Annotated in this window: 14 protein-coding genes and 1 tRNA gene; 13 read left to right on the forward strand and 2 right to left on the reverse strand. The window is 71.8% G+C overall.

All coding sequences use genetic code 11. The features are described 5' to 3' along the window. Positions 1–225 precede the first annotated feature (225 nt). From BM242_RS02605 to BM242_RS02620, 4 genes are all read left to right on the forward strand, one after another. Positions 226–1,338 carry an NAD-dependent epimerase/dehydratase family protein gene (locus BM242_RS02605; protein WP_093836928.1) on the forward strand — a complete coding sequence of 371 codons (1,113 nt, stop codon included), beginning with the start codon at positions 226–228 and terminating at the stop codon, positions 1,336–1,338. A gap of 64 nt (positions 1,339–1,402) precedes the next feature. Then, complete coding sequence (locus BM242_RS02610) at positions 1,403–1,855, forward strand: molybdenum cofactor biosynthesis protein MoaE (protein WP_245833757.1); 453 nt, start codon at positions 1,403–1,405, stop codon at positions 1,853–1,855. 256 nt (positions 1,856–2,111) lie between these two features. Next, on the forward strand, positions 2,112–2,315 hold the full coding sequence (locus BM242_RS02615) for a hypothetical protein (protein WP_093836930.1): 204 nt from the start codon (positions 2,112–2,114) through the stop codon (positions 2,313–2,315). 26 nt (positions 2,316–2,341) lie between these two features. Then, positions 2,342–3,427, forward strand: a complete 1,086-nt coding sequence (locus tag BM242_RS02620; protein WP_093836931.1) for a YlbL family protein — start codon at positions 2,342–2,344, stop codon at positions 3,425–3,427. 79 nt (positions 3,428–3,506) lie between these two features. On the opposite strand, the gene BM242_RS02625 is transcribed toward BM242_RS02620, so the two are convergent. Further along, on the reverse strand, positions 3,507–4,097 hold the full coding sequence (locus tag BM242_RS02625; protein ID WP_093836932.1) for a PPA1309 family protein: 591 nt from the start codon (positions 4,095–4,097) through the stop codon (positions 3,507–3,509). Positions 4,098–4,271: 174 nt separating this feature from the next. Between BM242_RS02625 and BM242_RS02630 the strand changes: the two genes are divergently transcribed. After that, positions 4,272–7,343 (forward strand): UPF0182 family membrane protein, encoded by a 3,072-nt coding sequence (locus BM242_RS02630; RefSeq protein ID WP_175541260.1) that lies wholly within the window; start codon positions 4,272–4,274, stop codon positions 7,341–7,343. A gap of 167 nt (positions 7,344–7,510) precedes the next feature. Then, a tRNA-Met gene (locus BM242_RS02635) sits at positions 7,511–7,587 on the forward strand. A 71-nt stretch (positions 7,588–7,658) separates the two neighbouring features. Here the strand turns inward: BM242_RS02635 and BM242_RS02640 are convergent. Beyond that, a complete protein-coding gene (locus BM242_RS02640; RefSeq protein ID WP_093836933.1) occupies positions 7,659–8,864 on the reverse strand; it encodes an ROK family transcriptional regulator in 1,206 nt (401 codons plus the stop codon). A gap of 234 nt (positions 8,865–9,098) precedes the next feature. Here BM242_RS02640 and BM242_RS02645 point away from each other — a divergent pair, with 234 nt between their 5' ends. The 7 genes from BM242_RS02645 to BM242_RS02675 all read left to right on the forward strand — a co-directional run bounded on the left by BM242_RS02645 (position 9,099) and on the right by BM242_RS02675 (position 18,774). Further along, a complete protein-coding gene (locus BM242_RS02645; RefSeq protein WP_093836934.1) occupies positions 9,099–10,586 on the forward strand; it encodes a sugar ABC transporter ATP-binding protein in 1,488 nt (495 codons plus the stop codon). A 62-nt stretch (positions 10,587–10,648) separates the two neighbouring features. Then, positions 10,649–11,677 (forward strand): ABC transporter permease, encoded by a 1,029-nt coding sequence (locus BM242_RS02650; protein WP_093837304.1) that lies wholly within the window; start codon positions 10,649–10,651, stop codon positions 11,675–11,677. A 150-nt stretch (positions 11,678–11,827) separates the two neighbouring features. Beyond that, positions 11,828–12,895: a substrate-binding domain-containing protein gene (locus tag BM242_RS02655; RefSeq protein WP_093836935.1), complete on the forward strand. Its 1,068-nt coding sequence runs from the start codon at positions 11,828–11,830 to the stop codon at positions 12,893–12,895. 49 nt (positions 12,896–12,944) lie between these two features. Then, complete coding sequence (locus tag BM242_RS02660; protein ID WP_425443794.1) at positions 12,945–14,252, forward strand: Gfo/Idh/MocA family protein; 1,308 nt, start codon at positions 12,945–12,947, stop codon at positions 14,250–14,252. Next, entirely contained in the window at positions 14,249–15,259 is a 1,011-nt protein-coding gene (locus BM242_RS02665) for a sugar phosphate isomerase/epimerase family protein (protein WP_093836936.1), read from the forward strand. The genes BM242_RS02660 and BM242_RS02665 overlap by 4 nt, the downstream gene beginning before the upstream one ends. A gap of 194 nt (positions 15,260–15,453) precedes the next feature. Beyond that, positions 15,454–16,419, forward strand: a complete 966-nt coding sequence (locus tag BM242_RS02670; RefSeq protein WP_093836937.1) for a sugar phosphate isomerase/epimerase family protein — start codon at positions 15,454–15,456, stop codon at positions 16,417–16,419. 249 nt (positions 16,420–16,668) lie between these two features. After that, positions 16,669–18,774 carry a PQQ-dependent sugar dehydrogenase gene (locus tag BM242_RS02675; RefSeq protein WP_245833759.1) on the forward strand — a complete coding sequence of 702 codons (2,106 nt, stop codon included), beginning with the start codon at positions 16,669–16,671 and terminating at the stop codon, positions 18,772–18,774. Positions 18,775–18,845 lie beyond the last annotated feature (71 nt).

Consider the following 18,845-nt stretch of genomic DNA (forward strand, 5'->3'; position numbering starts at 1 on the left):
GGTACGCCGCCGTCCGGCGGCGCCTCGCTCACCCGCCGCCGCCCCGGCCGCACTGCTCCGGCCAGGGGCCGGAACGCCGCGTTCCCGGGCCTTGGACCTCCAGCCTAGACACTCTCGGGCAGGATGGTCCGGGCCCGTCATCGCTTCCTCCATGGCGTCGCCCATGGTGTACGCCAGGTGTACGCCATGATCCGCTGTACCCGGAACAACCACTGGAGAGGTCCTGTGAGTTCCCCCGAGAGCCCCGTTCGCGCAGCGCGAAACGGCGCCGCGGCCCCGCTGACCGTCGCCGTCACCGGTGCCGCCGGCGGCATCGGCGCGCTGTTCACCGAACGCCTGAAGGACCTCCCGGACGTGCGGCGGGTGCTGGCGCTGGACGAGCGGCTCGGCGAGACCGACGGCGTGGAGTGGCACACCCTGGACATCCGCGATCCGGCGCTGGCCGACCGGCTGCGCGGGGACGGCCGCCCGGTGGACGTGGTGGTCCACCTCGCGCTGGACCTCAGCCTGGAGGCCGATCCGGCCGCCCGCAGCGCCTACAACGTGCGCGGCACCCAGACGGTGCTCACCGCCGCCGCGGCGGCCGGGGTGCGCCGGGTGGTGCTGTGCACCTCGGCCATGGTCTACGGCGCGCTGCCGGACAACGACGTGCCGCTGTCCGAGGACGCCGAGCTGCGCGCCACCGCCGAGGCGAGCTGCGTCGGGGATCTGCTGGAGATCGAGCGGCTGGCCGAGCGCGCGCCGCGCGCCCACCCCGGCCTCCAGGTCGGGGTGCTGCGCCCGGCGGTGCTGGTGGGCGGCGGCGCGGACACCGCCATGACCCGCTACTTCGAGTCGCCGCGGCTGCTGGTGGTGGCCGGCTCCCGGCCGCGCTGGCAGTTCTGCCATGTGGAGGACCTGGTCTCGGCGCTGGAGCACGCGGTGCTGGGGCGGCTGGACGGCCCGGCCGCGGTGGGCTGCGACGGCTGGCTGGAACAGGAGGAGGTGGAGGAGCTGTCCGGCATCCGCCGGATGGAGCTGCCCGCGGCCGTGGCGCTGGGCGCGGCGGCCCGGCTGCACCGGCTGGGCCTGACCCCCTCCCCGGCCGGTGACCTGGCGTACACCATGCACCCGTGGGTGGTGAGCGGCAGCCGGCTGCACGAGGCGGGCTGGCGTCCGCGCTGGAGCAACGAGGAGGCGCTGAGCGCGCTGCTGGCCCAGACCGCGGGGCGGCACACCGTGGCCGGGCGGCGGCTGGGCCGCAAGGACGCGGCCACCACGCTGGGCGCGGCCGGCGCCACGGTGGCCCTGGTCGGCACCGCCGCGCTGGTGCGGCGCGCCCGCCGGCGCCGCCGCTAGGCCCCGCCGGGCCCGCGGGGGGCGCGGTTCGGGGTTGTCGGTGGGATGAGGGAGCATGGGGGGCATGCAGGGCACGAAGGGCGAGACGCCCATCCGTTTGCTGGCCATCCGGGAGACCCCGCTCTCCGTCGACGAGGTCTTCGCCGCGGTGGGGGACGACACCGCCGGCGGCACCGCCCTCTTCGTCGGCACGGTCCGTGATCACGACGGGCACCGGCGGGGGGCGGCGGTCACTTCACTGGCCTATTCGGCGCATCCGACCGCCGAGGCGGAGCTGCGCCGGGTCGCCGAGGCGGTCGGCGGCGAGTACCCGGTGCGGGCCCTGGCCGCGGTGCACCGGGTCGGGGAGCTGAAGGTGGGGGATCTGGCCGTGGTGGTCGCCGTCTCCTGCCCGCACCGCGGCGAGGCGTTCGCCGCCTGCCGCAGCCTGATCGACTCCCTGAAGCACTCCGTTCCCATCTGGAAACACCAGACCTTCGAGGACGGCACCGAGGAGTGGGTCGGCGCCTGCGGGTAACCGGCGCCCCGGGGCGGACGGGACGGGCGGGGGTACCTCCCGGACCGGCCACGGGCCGGGCGGGGGCACCTCCCGGACCGGCCACGGGACGGGCGGGGGCACCTCCCGGACCGGCCACGGGCCGGGGGAGGGCCGGCGCCCGTGGGCAGCCGGTGGGGGGAATCGGGTGATTTCGGCGGGCGGGGGCGGAACCACTCCGGTTGCGTAACTCGTTCCCCTGTCGGAGCGTTGTGCGTGCCTGACGGAAGGAGTGGCTATGGCTGCGCTGTTGTGGTTGCTGATTCCGTTGACGGGGGCCGTGCTGGCGGGTGTCTGGAGTGCCTGGGCGACCCGCCGCCACTCCGGTACCAAGGGGGTCAACGACTCCGCCGGGGTGCGCGGCTACGAAGCCTTCCGCGCCGCCATGGAGCGGCGGGAGACCTCCCCCGGAATGCGGGGCGCCGCCCGGGCGGACGGCTGAGCACCCCATCCCGTACTGTCGACGCCATGTCGCGCCGCTCAGCCAGCCTGCTGACCTCCGGACTGCTGCTCATAGGACTCCTGTTCGCGGCGGTGCTGATCCGGGTGCCCTATGCGGAGATGTCCCCGGGGCCGACGGTCAACACCCTGGGCGACTACCGCGGCTCCCCGGTGCTCAGCATCGAGGGCGAGCAGACCCACGAGACCTCGGGCCATCTGAACATGACGACGGTCCGGGTCACCGGCGTGAACTACCGGATGAGCCTGGCGGAGGCCGTGATGGGCTGGCTGTCGTACGACGCCGCGGTCATCCCGCACGAGACGCTCTACCCGGACGAGCGCTCGGCCGACGAGGTCGAGCAGCAGAACGCCGAGGAATTCAGCCGCTCGCAGGAGACCGCCAAGGTCGCGGCGCTGCGCGAGCTGGGCTACGAGCTGGAGACCGAGATCATTGTCTCGGCGGTGGTGGACGGCGGCCCGGCGGAGGGCAGGCTGCACGCGGGCGATGTGATCGTGGCGGTGGACGGCACCAAGGTGACCGAGCAGGAGCAGGTCGCCGAACTGGTCACCGCCCACCGGGCCGGTGAGGAGGTGGTCCTCACCGTGGAGCGGGAACCCGAGGACGCCGAAGACACCGGGGATGCCCGGGACGGGGGGCGGGAGCGGCTGGACGTCACCATCACCACCGAGCCGGCCGAGGACGACGGCCGGGCGCTGATCGGTGTCCAGGTGGGACTCGGCTATGTCTTCCCCTTCGAGATCGACATTGAGCTCGCCGATGTCGGCGGCCCCAGCGCCGGGCTGATGTTCGCCCTGGGCCTGATCGACAAGCTCACCGAGGAGGACCTGACCGGCGGCACCTTCGTCGCCGGTACCGGCACCATCGACGAGGACGGCACCATCGGCCCGATCGGCGGCGTGACGATGAAGACCATCGCCGCCCGCGACAAGGGCGCCGAGTACTTCCTCACCCCGGCCGGCAACTGTCTCTCGGCCGCCGCCGACCCGCCCGGCGGGCTGACCCTGGTGAAGGTCGAGACCCTGGACGACGCCCTGGCGGCGCTGGAGAGCATCCGCGGCGGCGACCTGGACGCCCTGCCGCGCTGCGACTAGCCCGGCCGTCCCCGGCCCGTCGCGATCATCCGGCCCCCGGCGGGGGCGGCGCGCCGCCGTCCGCGCGCCGCCCCGCCGCTCAGTCCTCGAAGGTGGCGGCCAGCGCCTCGGCCAGCCCCGGAACCAGATCCCGGCCGGTGAGCACGTCCTCGTCGGTGTCCTTGGCGCGCAGCCGGATGGCGGCCTCCCGGGCACCGGAGCGCAGCACCCCGACCGTCATCCTCACCTCCTGCCGCTCCGGGTGCTCGGCGACCCAGGCGCCCAGCGCCTCGGCGTTCTCCTCGCCGCGCAGTTCCTCCGGCACATCGGCCTCGGCCGAGGGCGGCAGCATCACCCGTTCCAGGGAGAGTGCGCAGCCGTCCACCGCCTCCGGCCAGGCGATGGTGGCCAGGAACTCGTCCAGCGGCACATCCGGCGGCAGCTCGTCCTGCTCCACCGGGGTGTAGGCGGGCTCCGGGGCGCCGGGACCGGCGCCGCCCTCCGGGTCGAGGCGGTCCGCCAGTTCGGGCTGCTCCTCCCGCAGCCGGACGGTGTCGACCAGTGCGAACAGCCGGGCCGGCAGGTCCCAGCCGAGGCCGGCCGCGTAGGAGTCGATGTCCAGCACGGCACGGGTGAGCGGCGCGGATTCCATGCGGTCCGCACCGGGGGTGTCAAGGTGGGTGTTGTCCATGGCCCCTATCGTGCCGCCCCGGCCCCCGGGGAGGGGAACTGAGTAAAGCTTGAGTAAGTTGTCCCAGTGGGCGACCCGTGAATCCGGGAGGGTTCCCGGTGGCCGTCCGCGATGGATCACATACACGCACGCTGTCCGCTCCGACTTTTGAGGTGGCGCACCTTGGCTTTCCAGATGCCGGACCGGGGCTCGGGTCGCCCCAACGGTCCGAACGGCCCCAGAGGCCCCAGGGGCCCCTTCGGCCCGCGTGGCCCGGGAGGGCGCGGGTTCAGCGTCGGACGCCCGTCCCGGGGCGCCAAGTCCGCGCTGATCACGGCGGCGATCCTGGCGGGTCTCGCCATTCTTTTCGCGATGTTCGCCGGGTTCTGGACGGACTGGATGTGGTTCGACTCGGTCGGCTACACCAGCGTCTACCGCACCCAGTTGCTGACCAGAATCCTGCTTTTCGCGATCTTCGGCGTGCTGATGGCGCTGGCGGTCGGCTTCAATATCTGGCTGGCCCACCGGATGCGTCCGCCGCTGTCCGCCATGTCGATGGAGCAGCAGAACCTCGACCGCTACCGGATGGCGATCGCGCCGTACAAGAAGTGGGTGCTGCTGGGCGTCGCGCTGCTGATCGGCCTGATCGCGGGCGCCTCGGCCTCGGGTCAGTGGCGGACCTGGCTGCAGTGGGTGAACGGCACGTCCTTCGGCATCAGGGACCCGCAGTTCAACCGCGATGTCTCGTTCTTCGCCTTTGACTACCCGTTCTACCGCTTCCTGCTGGGCTTCGGCTTCGCGGTCGTGGTGCTGTCGCTGATCGCCGCCGCCCTGACCCACTACCTCTACGGCGGGGTGCGGCTGTCCACCCCGGGCTCCCGGCTGACCGCCGCGGCCACCGGCCACATCTCGGTGCTGCTGGGCCTCTTCGTCGCCCTGAAGGCGGTGGCCTACTGGCTGGACCGGTACGGCCTGGCGCTCAAGAGCAGCGATTTCCGGGATGCCGAGGGCTGGACGGGCCTGCGCTATGTGGACGCCAACGCCTATCTGCCGGCCAAGACCATCCTGACCATCATCGCCGCCATCTGCGCCGTGCTGTTCTTCGCGACGCTGTGGCGCCGGATGTGGCAGCTTCCGGTGATCGGCCTGGGCCTGATGGTGCTCTCCGCGGTGCTGATCGGCGGGGTCTACCCGGCGATCGTGCAGCAGTTCCAGGTCAAGCCGAACGAGCAGGCCAAGGAGACCCCGTACATCCAGAAGCATCTGGACGCCACCAAGCAGGCGTACGGGATCGCCGATGTGCAGGAGGAGGCGTTCGGCCGCCAGCAGGCCGGCGAGGTGACCGACGAGAACCGCGAGGAGCTGCGGAACTCGGTGAGCACCACGGCCTCCATCCGCCTGGTGGACCCGAATGTCATTTCGCCCGCTTTCCAGCAGTTGCAGCAGATCCGCGGCTACTACACCTTCGCCAACACCCTGGATGTGGACCGGTACCAGACGCCGGACGGCGAGCAGGACACGGTGATCGGCGTCCGCGAGATCAACACCGCCGCGCTGCCGGACCGCAACTGGATCAACGAGCGGTTCCGCTACACCCACGGTTTCGGCGTGGTGGCGGCCGAGGGTGACGACATCCAGGACAACGGCACCCCGGTCTTCATGGAGAAGGAGCTGCCGCCGCAGGGCGAGCTGGGCGAGTACGAGCCCCGCATCTACTTCGGCGAGGCGACCACGAGCTGGTCCATCGTCGGCGGCCCGCAGCTCGAACTGGACTACATCTCCGGTGACACCGGCGCGGACGAGACCGCGGTCGGCGAGGAGGGCGAAGAGGGCCAGGAAGGCGGGCAGGAGGAGGCGCCGGCCGAGGACGAGCCGGAGCCGGGCCGCGAGGTCGACTACCGCTACGAGGGCGACGGCGGCGTCGCGCTCGACAACTACCTGCGCCGGGCGGCCTACGCGCTGACCATGGGAGAGCCCCAGATCCTCTACTCGGGGGCGATCGGCGAGGGCTCGCGGATCATGTACAAGCGGACGCCCAAGGAGCGGGTCGGCGAGGTGGCGCCCTGGCTGACCATCGACGGCGACCCGTATCCGGCGGTGGTGGACGGCCGGGTGCTGTGGCTGGTGGACGCCTACACCACCACCAACGGCTTCCCGTACTCCTCGCGCACCGTGCTGGACCAGGCCACCGAGACCGCGCTGACCGATGCCGAGCGGCAGGTGCTGGCGCAGCAGAACCAGATCAACTACATCCGCAACTCGGTCAAGGCCACGGTCGACGCCTACTCGGGCGATGTGGTGCTGTACGCCTGGGACGAGGACGAGCCCGTCCTGAAAACCTGGATGAAGGCCTTCCCGGGCACGGTGGAGCCGCGCAGCGAGATCTCGGACGAGCTGATGCAGCACCTGCGCTATCCGCAGGACCTGTTCAACGTCCAGCGGGAGCTGCTGCAGCGCTACCACGTGGACTCCGCCAGCCTGTTCTACGCGGGCGGTGAGCGCTGGCAGGTGCCGGACGACCCGACCCGTCCGGGCAACCCGGTCCCGGCCTACTACCTGTCCATGCGGATGCCGGGCCAGGAGGAGCGCGAGTTCTCGCTGACCACCACCTTCAACCCGCGGGACCGCGACACCCTGGCCGCCTACATGGCGGTGGTGGCCGACGCGGCCAGCGAGGACTACGGCACCATGCGGGTCCTCACCCTGCCGAACAACACCACCACCCCCGGCCCGAAACAGGTGCAGAGCCGGTGGAACGCCGAGCCGGACATCGCCGAGCGGATCAACCTGCTGCGACGCGGTGACTCGGAGATCGAGTACGGCAATCTGCTGACCGTGCCGCTCGGTGACGATCTGCTCTATGTGGAGCCGGTGTATGTGCGCGGCGCGGGCGCCAACTATCCGCGGATGCAGCGGGTGCTGGCCTCCTACGGCGAGGAGCTGGCCTTCGAGCCCACCCTGGACGAGGCGCTGAACGTGCTGTTCGGCGTCACCGAGGCCGGGGAGGAACCCGAGCAGCCTCAGGAGCCGGAGCAGCCGCCGGAGGGCGAGGAGGAGCCGCCGGCCGAGGAGGAGAGCCTGGCCGATCTGGTCGGGCAGGCGCTCCAGGCCCAGGAGGACGCCGACGCGGCGCTGTCCGAGGGCGACTGGGCGGCCTATGGCGAAGCCCAGGAGCGGCTGCGGCAGGCGATGGAGAGGATCGCCGAGCTGGAGGGCGTCACCCGCCCGGAGGACGAACCGGCCGAGGAGGGCGAGCAGACCGAGTAGCGCGAGCGGAGCGAGCAGACCGGCCGGGCCGGGCACGTCGATCCGGCGGGCGCCGCGCGCGGCGCCCGCCGGATGATCTAGGCCCCTGTTCCGCGTGGTACAGTAGTCACGTTCCTGACGGAAATCCTCACGTTCCCGCGGAGAGGCCCGGAAGGAACACCACTCGACGCGGGGTGGAGCAGCTCGGTAGCTCGCTGGGCTCATAACCCAGAGGTCGCAGGTTCAAATCCTGTCCCCGCTACCACCGCGAAGGCCCCGGAGCCCAGGCTCCGGGGCCTTCGTCCGTCGCGGGCCCCGGCGGGCCCTCGCGGGCGCTCAGCCGTCCGCGAGCAGCGCGTCGAGCTGGGCCGGGGCCAGCGCGTGCTCCACCACCATCAGCGCCGCGCCGTAGATGCCGGCCCGCTCCCCGGCGCGGGACTGCACGATCCGCAGGTTCTGGGTGGCCAGCGGCAGCGAGCGCTGGTAGACCACCTCCCGCACCCCGGCGATCAGATGCTCCCCGGCCTGGGACAGCGCCCCGCCGATCACGATCACCGAGGGGTTGAAGAAGCTGACCGCGGTGGCCAGCACCTCGCCGATGTCCCGGCCCGCCTGCCGCACCAGCTTGAGCGCGGTCACCGAGCCGCTGCGGGCCAGCCCCACCACATCGGCGCTGCCGCCGGCCGGGGAGCCGAGGCCGGTGAGCCGGGCGGCCAGGGCCGCGCCGCTGGCCACCGCCTCCAGGCAGCCGACGTTGCCGCAGCGGCAGGGCACCTCGGCGCCGTGCGGCAGCTGCACATGCCCCATGTCGCCGGCCACGCCCTGCGAACCGCGATGCAGCCGGCCGCCGCAGATCAGGCCGCTGCCGATGCCGGTGGCCACCTTGACGAAGATCATGTGCGGCCACTCGGGCCAGTGGGTGCGGTGCTCGCCGAGCGCCATGATGTTCACGTCGTTGTCCACCAGGGTGGCGGCGCCGCCCAGCCGTTCCTGCACATGGCCGGGCACGTCGAAGCCGTCCCAGCCCGGCATGATCGGCGGATTGGTGGGCCGCCCGGAGGCGTGCTCGACCGGCCCCGGCAGGCCGATGCCGATGCCCAGCAGATCCCGCTGGGTCCGCCCGATCTCGCCCAGCAGGGTGTCGCCCAGGGCGCACAGCTCTCCCAGAACGGCGTCCGGCCCGGCGGCGATGTCCATCGCACGGTTCTGCTCCACCAGCACCTGCCCGGACAGATCGGTGAGCGCGGCCTTGACATGGGTGGCGCCCACATCGGCGGCCAGCACCACCCGGGCGGCCGGGTTGAAGGCGAACAGCGAGGGCGGGCGTCCGCCGGTGGAGGGGCCCTTGTCGGTGTGGCGGAGCAGGCCGGAGGTGAGCAGGGTGTCGATCCGCTCGGCGACCGTGGAGCGGGCCAGCCCGGACTCGGCGGCCAGTTCGGCCCTGGTGCGCGGCCGTCCGTCGCGCACCAGCTGGAGCAGCACGGCGGTGCCGGCCGTCGGTCCGGCCGGAACCGGGCCGTTGTCCGTCGTTCGCTCCCCCATGAACCGTGCCCCCTTCTCCCTGGCCGGTCTTCGGTACGGCCTTCAGTACGTGAACGGTCGCTCAACGGTACAACGTAGGTAACTTAACCCCAGCACTGCCCAGTCTTCTAGTAAATAGTGCGGGACTTTGTATTGACCCCCGGTAAAAGTCCTCTTACGTTGTCCGGCATGACAGGCGCAACGCAGACGTCCCGCACGCCGGGAACCGCATCCGGCCCGCAGCCGCTGCTGTCGATGCGGGGCATCGTCAAGCAGTTCCCCGGTGTGCGGGCGCTGGACGGCATCGACCTGGAGGTGACGGCCGGCGAGGTGCACTGCCTGCTCGGCCAGAACGGCGCCGGCAAGTCCACCCTCATCAAGACGCTCTCCGGAGCCCACCAGCCGGACGCCGGCCAGATCCACTGGCAGGGCGAGGAGGTCCGGCTGCCCAACCCGCAGGCCGCCCTCCACCACGGCATCGCCACCATCTACCAGGAGCTCGACCTGGTGGACGGCCTCACCGTGGCGGAGAACATCTACCTCGGCCATGAACGCACCCGCTGGGGCCTGACCGCCCGGGCGGATGCCGCCACCTCCGCCGCGGCGCTGCTGCACCGCCTCGGCCACCCCGAGATGTCCCCGGCCAAGGAGGTGGGCCGGCTCTCCGCCGCGGGCAAGCAGATCGTCTCCATGGCCCGCGCCCTCTCCCACGACGCCAGGCTGATCGTGATGGACGAGCCCTCCGCCGTGCTGGACCAGGAGGAGGTGGGGCGGCTGTTCGGCGTGATCCGCGAGCTGGCCGCCCAGGGCATCGCGATCGTCTACATCTCGCACCGGCTGGAGGAGATCCGCGAGATCGGCGACCGGATCACCGTGCTCAAGGACGGCCGCACGGTGGCGACCGGCCTCGATGTGGCCGACACCCCGACCCCCGACATCATCCGGCTGATGACCGGCCGGTCCATCGACTATGTCTTCCCCGAGCGCGGAGCGGTCCCCGACCCCGCCACCGCACCGGTGCTGGAGGTCAGCGGCCTCACCCGCCGCAAGGAGTTCACCGACATCTCCTTCGCCGTGCGGCCCGGGGAGATCGTCGGCCTGGCCGGGCTGGTCGGCTCCGGCCGCTCGGAGATCCTGGAGACCGTCTACGGCGCCCGCAGGGCGAGCGCCGGCACGGTCCGGGTCGAGGGCAGGGAGCTGCCGCCGGGCCGGGTCGGCGCCGCCATGGCGGCCGGCATCGGCTTCTGCCCCGAGGAGCGCAAGAGCCAGGCACTGCTGCTGCACGACCCGGTCTACCGCAACATCTCCCTGGCCAGCCTGGCCCGCTTCACCCGCCGCGGCTTTCTGGACGCCGACGGCGAGCGCAACGCCGCCGCCGAGCACACCCGGGCGCTGGACGTCCGCCCCACCGGGGTGGAGCGGGCGGTGAACACCCTCTCCGGCGGCAACCAGCAGAAGGTGGTGCTGGCCCGCTGGCTGCTGCGCGGCTGCAAGGTCCTGCTGCTGGACGAACCCACCCGCGGCGTGGACGTGGGCGCCCGCTCCGAGATCTACACCCTGATCCGCGACCTGGCCGCCCAGGGGATCGCCGTGGTCATGGTGTCCAGCGAGATCGAGGAGGTCATTGGCCTCGCCGACCGGGTGCTGGTGGTGTCCGACGGCCGGATCGTTTCCGACGGCCCCGCCGATGAGATCGATGAGCACGGGGTGCTCGACCTGGTGATGGAAGGAGATGTGGCGTGAGTGCCCAGACCAAGACGGGTGTGCCGGAAGGCGGCGGCGAGGCCGCGAAGAACGCGGGCGGCATGGCGGCCCCGGCCGACAGGGCGGGTGAGCCCCGCGACGGATCCCGGCGCAGCGGTCCCCTCGCCGGGCTGATGTCCGGGTCCGCCGGGCACCTGCTGGGCCTGGTGATCGCCCTGCTGCTGCTCTGCCTGATCGGCCTGGTCACCGCCGGCGACCGGTTCGCCGACTTCGACAACATGATGACCATCCTGCGGCTGGCCTCGGTCATCGGTGTGATCAGCGTGGGCATGACCTTTGTCATCACCGGCGGCGGCATCGACCTGTCGGTGGGCGCCATCGTGGCCCTGGCCAGTGTCTGGGCCACCACCCTGGCCACCCAGACCATGGGCGCCGACATCCACTGGATCGTCATGGTCACCACGGCGCTGCTGGTCGGCGCCGGCTGCGGACTGGTCAACGGGGTACTGATCGCCTACGGGAAGATGGCGCCGTTCATCGCCACCCTGGCCATGCTGGCCGCGGCCCGCGGCCTGGCCGAGATCATCTCCGACAAGAAGACCCAGGTCGTCACCGAACGCGGGCTGGTGGACTTCTTCGGCGGCGAGGTGCTGGGCATCCCGGTGCTGGTGATCGTCTTCGCCCTGGTGGCGGCGGGCGCCTGGGTGCTGCTCAACCGCACCGCGTTCGGCCGCCGCACCCTGGCGGTCGGCGGCAACCCGGAGGCCGCCCGGCTGGCCGGCATCAATGTCAAACGGCACACCGCGATCCTCTACGTGCTGCTCGGGGTGGCCTGCGGCATCGCCGCGGTGCTGCTGCTGGCCCGCACCACGGCCGGCACCTCCACCCACGGCGGCCTCTACGAACTGGAGGCCATCGCCGCGGTGGTGATCGGCGGCACCCTGCTCAGCGGCGGGCGCGGCACCATCGTCGGCACGGTCTTCGGCGTACTGATCTTCACCACGCTGACCAATGTCTTCACCCTCAACAACCTGGACACCTCCACCCAGGCGGTGGCCAAGGGGGCGATCATCGTCGCCGCGGTGCTGCTCCAGCAGCGGGTCGCGGCCCGCAACGGCACCGGCGGCTAGCGCCGGACGACCGGCAGAACGGCAGAACGGCAGATCGTCTTCTTCCGCTCCCCCCCCCGCGTTGTCCCCCCCACGTTTCCCTTTCGCGCTTTTCGCGTCCCTTCGCATTTCCCTTTCGCCTTTCTCCTCCCATACCCACAGGAGTTCACCATGCGCAGAATCACCGGCAGAGCCTCTCTCCGTGTGCTCACCCGGGTCGGCGTCGCCGTGGCCGCCGTGAGCCTGGCCGCCGCCTGCACCAGCAACACCCCCGAGAACGAGGGCAACGACTCGGAGAACAACGGGCAGGCCAACGCCGCCAGCTCCAACGACGACCCCGGCGAGACCGTGGTCATCGGCTTCTCCGGCCCGGAGGCCGACCACGGCTGGCTGGCCGCCATCAACTCCGCGGCCGAGGCCGAGGCCGAGAAGTACTCCGACATCGACCTGCGCGTCGCCGAAGGCACCAACGACCCCTCGCAGCAGATCAGCCATATCGAGACCTTCATCAACGAGGGCGTGGACGCCATCGTGCTGCTGCCCACCGACGGCGCGGCCCTGACCGAGATCGCCACCGAGGCCATGGAGGCCGGCATCCCGGTGGTCAATGTGGACCGGGAGTTCTCCAGCGAGTTCGCCGCCCGCACCACCATCCTGGGCGACAACTACGGCATGGGTGTCTCGGCCGGCACCTACGCCTGCGGGCTCATCGAGGAGAACAACCTCGGCTCGGACGCGGTGGTCGCCGAGATCGCCGGCATCGACTCGCTGCCGCTCACCCAGGACCGCTCGCAGGGCTTCAAGGACGCCCTCGCCGCCTGCGGTGCGGATGTGGACCACCGGGTGGCCGCCGAGTTCACCGTGGAGTCCGGCGAGGCGGTGGCCTCCAACCTGCTCCAGGCGGTCCGTGAGATCGACATCATCTGGAACCACGACGACGACCAGGGGATCGGCGTCAAGGCCGCCTTCGACAACGCCAACCGCGACGAGTTCTTCTTCATCGGCGGCGCCGGCTCGGCCAACGCCATGCGCTGGATCCAGGAGGGCGAGATGGAGGCCACCATCCTCTACCCGCCGACCCAGGCGGCCGACGGCATCCGGCTGGCCCGGCTGCTCGCCCAGGACAAGGGCATGTCCGACCTGGTGCAGGTCGAGGTGCCGCGCCGGATCGTGCTCAACGCGCCCGTGGTGAACGCGGACAACGTGGAGGAGTACCTGCCACTGGGCTTCGAGTCCTGACCGGAGCCCCGGACCGGGGGACCCCCACATTCGCGACGAGGAGGGCTCGATGAGCTCGATAGGCACAACGGACAGGCAGCCGGCGGCCGGCGGCCCGGACGCGCCCCGCGCCGAGATCGGCATCGGCATGATCGGCTACGCCTTCATGGGCATGGCCCACTCCCAGGGCTGGCGCAACGCCCGCAGCTTCTTCGACCCGGTGCTCCAGCCACGGCTGACGGTGCTGGGCGGACGCGACCGGGCAGCCGCCGCCGACATGGCCCGCCGCTTCGACTGGCGGGAGGTGGAGACCGACTGGCGGGCCCTGATCGCCCGGGAGGACGTCGGGCTGGTCGACATCTGCACCCCGGGCGACACCCACGCGGAGATCGCCATCGCCGCGCTGGAGGCCGGCAAGCATGTGCTGTGCGAGAAACCGCTGGCCAACACGGTGGCCGAGGCCGAAGCCATGGCCGAGGCCGCGGCCCGGGCCCGGGCCCGCGGGGTGCGCTCCATGGTCGGCTTCACCTACCGGCGGGTCCCGGCCATCGCCCTGGCCCGCAGGCTGGTGGCCGAGGGCCGGCTGGGCCGGCTGCGGCACGTCCGCGCCCAGTACCTCCAGGACTGGCTGGCCGACCCGGCCGTGCCGATGAGCTGGCGGCTGGACAAGGAGCAGGCCGGCTCCGGGGCGCTGGGCGACATCGGGGCCCACATCGTGGACCTGACCCAGTACCTGACCGGGGAGCCGCTCACCGGGGTCAGCGCGCTCACCGACACCTTCGTCGGCGAACGCCCGCTGCCGGACGGCACCGGCACCGGCACGGTCACCGTGGACGACGCGGCCGTCTTCCTGGGCCGGTTCGGCTCCGGCGCACTGGCCACCTATGAGGCCACCCGCTACGCGTCGGGCCGCAAGAACGCGATCCGGATCGAGCTCAACGGCTCCGACGGCAGCCTGGCCTTCGATTTCGAGGACATGAACGTCCTGCACTACTACGACGGCCGGGCGGAGACCAGCGAGCCGGCCACCCGGGGCTTCACCCGGATCCTGGTCACCGAGCCGGACCATCCCTATCTGGCGCCCTGGTGGCCGCCGGGCCATCTGCTCGGCTACGAGCACGGCTTCGCCCACCAGGCCGCCGACCTGCTCACCGCCATCGCGGAGGGCACCGACCCGGCGCCGTCCTTCGCGGACGGACTGCACATCCAGCGGGTGCTGGACGCGGTGCTGAGCAGCGCGGCCCACGGCAGTGCCTGGACCGAGGTCCCCGCCCCGGTTCCCGCCGCGGACCCGGCCGGGGAGCCGCACCGCAACGACACGTCCCGGCGGCAGCAGCAGCACCAGCAGGAGCAGCGGAAGGAGGAAGTGGCGTCATGAGCCGACCGATCACGCTCTTCACCGGACAGTGGGCAGACCTCCCCTTCGAGGAGGTGGCCCGGATGGCCGCCGAATGGGGCTATGACGGACTGGAGATCGCCTGCTGGGGCGACCATCTGGACGTCTGGCGGGCCGCCGAGGACGAGGCCTACGTCCGCTCCCGCAAGGAGATCCTGGACAAGCACGGCCTGGGCGTCTGGGCCATCTCCAACCACCTCAAGGGCCAGGCGGTCTGCGACGACCCGATCGACCACCGGCACCGGGCCATCGTCTCCGACCGGGTCTGGGGCGACGGCGAGCCCGAGGGGGTGCGGCGGCGCGCCGCCGAGGAGATGAAGATGACCGCCCGGGCCGCCGCCCGGCTCGGCGTGGACACCGTGGTCGGCTTCACCGGCTCGGCGATCTGGAAGTACGTGGCGATGTTCCCGCCCGTCGGGCAGGACGTGATCGACGCCGGATACCAGGACTTCGCCGACCGCTGGAACCCGATCATGGACGTCTTCGAGGCCGAGGGCGTGCGGTTCGCCCTGGAGGTGCATCCCTCGGAGATCGCCTACGACTACTGGTCCACGGTGCGGACCCTGGAGGCGATCGGGCACCGGGAGTCCTTCGGGCTGAACTGGGACCCCAGCCACATGGTCTGGCAGGACATCGACCCGGCGGCCTTCCTGCTCGACTTCAAGGACCGCATCTACCACGTGGACTGCAAGGACACCAAGCGCGCCACCGGCGGCGGGCGCAACGGGCGGCTCGGCTCCCATCTCGCCTGGGGGGACCCGCGGCGCGGCTGGGACTTCGTGTCCACCGGACGCGGTGATGTGCCCTGGGAGAAGTGCTTCCGGGTGCTGAACCACATCGGCTACGCCGGCCCGGTCTCCGTGGAGTGGGAGGACGCCGGCATGGACCGGCTGCGGGGCGCCCCCGAGTCCCTCGCCTATGTGCGCGCCAACCTCTTCGACCCGCCCAGCGCCTCCTTCGACGCGGCGTTCTCCTCGCCGCAGCCCTAGCCCCACCGAGACCCACCGACCCACCGACCCACCGACCCACCGAGACCGACCGACCAGCCCACATCTCACCGCGCCGTATTTCCGCACAACTGAACAGCCTCGGCACTCCGCTGCCTCGTGCAGCACTTGGCACCACCTGCACCACGAGTACCACCCGCACCACCTCGTACCAGGAAGTACAGACAGGAGCCGTTATGTGTTACGGATTCGACGGTGAGAGAGCGCTGACCCAGTCGCTCGCCGCGCGGCAGACCGGACGCCGTTCGCTGCTGCGCGGCGCGCTGGCCGGTGTCGTGGGCGCCGGCGCCCTCGCCGCCGCCGGGGTGGCGAACGCCCCGGCGGCGCACGCCACCGCCCGCCGCACCGGCCGGCCGATCGTGCCGCCCGGGCTGATCAGCATCCAGCTCTACACCGTCCGGGCGGCGCTCGGCGGCGAGCCCGGCTTCGACGACACCCTGCGGGCCATCGCCCGCGCCGGCTACCCCAAGGTCGAACAGGCCGGCTACTACGGCCGCACCGCCGCCCAGCTCCGGTCCTTCTACGACGGCCTGGGCATCTCCTGCACCTCCAGCCACGACGGCATCAGCGGCAGCCGGGAAGCCCTGGACACCAAGATCGAGAACGCCCTGACCCTGGGCCAGCGCTACATGGTCGTGCCCTGGCTGAACTCCACCAGCCTGGCCGACTGGCAGCGCTGGGCCGAGCGGATGAACGAGGAGGCCGCCGTGGCCCGCTCCGCCGGGCTGCGCTACGGCTACCACAACCACGCCCACGAATTCACCATCGACCTCGGCGGCGGCACCACCCCGTGGGACGTGCTCACCTCCGAGCTGGACCCCCGCCTGGTCCATCTGGAGCTCGACCTCTACTGGGCGGTCACCGGCGGCATCAACAGCGGCCACGGGGACGACCCGGAGGGCTTCACCATCGACGTCATCCGCCGCGCACCGCAGCGGGTGCTCCAGTACCACGTCAAGGACCGGCACGAGCAGGGCGGCGACATGGCCGACCTGGGCACCGGCATGATCGACTTCCCGCGGATCTTCCGGGCGCACTCCGTGCAGGAGTACATCGTCGAGAACGACACCCCGGACGTCACCCCGATCCAGACCGCCGAGGTGGGCTACCGCTACCTGCGCACCCTGGACCTGCGCTGCTGACCGCCCGCCCCCGATGACCGCGGCGGCCGGCCTCCGGGCGGCGCCCGGGGGCGGTCCCGCGGCCCCTTCTCTCACCATCCCCTTCGCTCCCGGCCGGCGGCGGCAACCACCCGCCGCCGGCCGGGCCACCGCTCCTCCCGCTGGCACCGGGAGGACCGGACTGCACGCTCACGAACCGCTCACCACCTGCACAGAAGCGCTGAGAGGCTCGCAATGCGAAGAACCACCATCATAGCGTCGGCCGCCGTCATGGCAGCGGCGATGCTGGCCGTACCGCCCACCTCGGCGGCGCACGACGGCCACGACCACGGCGACGACCCGGGGGCCGGGGCACCGGCCACCGAAGACTTCCAGAAAGTCGTGCTGAACGACACCCCCGGCGAACCCATGGACCTGGCGGTCCTGCCCGACGGCCGGGTGCTGCACACCACCCGGGCCGGCGAGCTGTGGCTGCACGACCCGGACACCGGCCTCAACACCCTCGCCGGCGAGCTCGACGTCTACCTCCACGACGAGGAGGGCCTGCAGAGCGTCGCCGTCGACCCGGGCTTCGACGGCCGCAAGAACCGCTGGGTCTACCTCTACTACTCGCCCCCGATGGACACCCCGGTGGACGACCCGGCCACCCCGGGCGTCAACGAGGGCGACGCGCCCGTCACCGGCACCCCCGAGGACTTCGCGGCCTTCGAGGGCGTGCTGCGGCTCTCCCGCTTCGAGCTCAACGGCGACACCCTCGACCTGGGCAGCGAGCAGCAGGTCCTCGACGTCGCGCAGGACCGCGGCATCTGCTGCCACGTCGGCGGCGACATCGTCTTCGACAGCGCGGGCAACCTCTACCTCTCCACCGGGGACGACACCAACCCCTTCGCCTCCGGCGGCTACAGCCCGCTCGACGAACGGGACGGCCGCAATCCGGCCTACGACGCCCAGCGCACCTCGGCCAACACCAACGACCTGCGCGGCAAGGTGCTCCGCATCAAGGTCGGCGAGGACGGCTCCTACACCATCCCGGAGGGCAACCTCTTCGAGCCGGGCACCCCGGGCACCCGCCCGGAGATCTATCTGATGGGCCTGCGCAACCCGTTCCGGATCGAGACCGACCCGCACACCGACGCGCTGTATGTGGCGGACTACTCGCCGGACGCCCGCTCCGCCGACCCCGGCCGCGGACCCAACGGCCACGGCCGCTGGCTGGTCGCCCGGGACGCCGGCAACCACGGCTGGCCGTACTGCGTGACCCCGGACATGCCCTACCAGGACTGGGACTTCGCGACCAACACCAGCGGCGGGGCCTTCGACTGCGCCGCGCCGGAGAACGAGTCCCCGCACAACACCGGCCTGACCGACCTGCCGCCGGTGGAGCAGCCCGATGTGTGGTACCCGGCGGTGGCCTCCGCCGAGTTCCCCGAACTGGGCACCGGCGGCGTCGGCCCGATGGCCGGCCCCGCCTACGACTGGGACCGGAAGACCGCCCGGAAGAACTCGAACGCCTGGCCGGAGTACTTCGACGGCGTTCCGCTGTTCTACGAGTGGACCCGGGACTACATCAAGGGCTTCCCGCTCGGCGCGGACGGCGCCCTGGCCGGCATCGAGGACGTGCTGCCGGGCCTGGAGCTGTCCAGCCCGATGGACATGGAGTTCGGCCCGGACGGCGCCCTCTACGTCCTGGAATACGGCAAGGGCTACTTCTCCGAGAACCCGGAGGCGGCGCTGTCGCGGATCGACTGGATCGGGCCGCACGGCAACCGCACCCCGCTGCCGGTGGCGTCCGCCGACGTGGCGGGCGGCGGCTCCCCGCTGACCGTGGCCTTCTCCAGTGACGGAACCGAGGACCCGGAGGGCGACCGGCTGCGGTACGCCTGGGACTTCGACTCCGACGGCCGGGTCGACTCCCGGCACCGCAACCCGGTGCACACCTACACGGAGAACGGGGTCTACACCGCCACGCTGAAGGTCACCGACTCCGGCGGCCGGGATCGCGGCAAGTCGGCCTCGGCCGAGGTGTCGATCGTGGTCGGCAACGAGATACCGGTGGTGGAGTTCCTCACCCCGGTGCAGGGCCAGGAGTTCACCTTCGGCGACCAGGTGGAGTTCGAGGTGCGGGTGACGGACGACCAGCCGGTCGACTGTTCCCGGCTCACCGTGACCTACATCCTGGGCCATGACACGCACGGTCACCCGCAGACCACGGCCACCGGCTGCACCGGCGTGATCACCACCACGCTCGCCCAGGGCCACGACCCGGCCGAGGACAACCTTTTCGGGGTGTTCAACGCCACCTATCGTGACCCGGGTGTCGACGGTCTGCCCTCGCTGACCGGCAGCACCGAGGTGACCCTCACCCCGGTGGACTGACCGGTCCCGCCCGACCGGGGGCGGTCCGCCACCGGGTCCGTGGGTGCCCGGCGATCCCTGCCGCCCGGCCG

Source organism: Streptomyces aidingensis (assembly GCF_900112355.1).
Taxonomy (GTDB): domain Bacteria; phylum Actinomycetota; class Actinomycetes; order Streptomycetales; family Streptomycetaceae; genus Streptomyces; species Streptomyces aidingensis.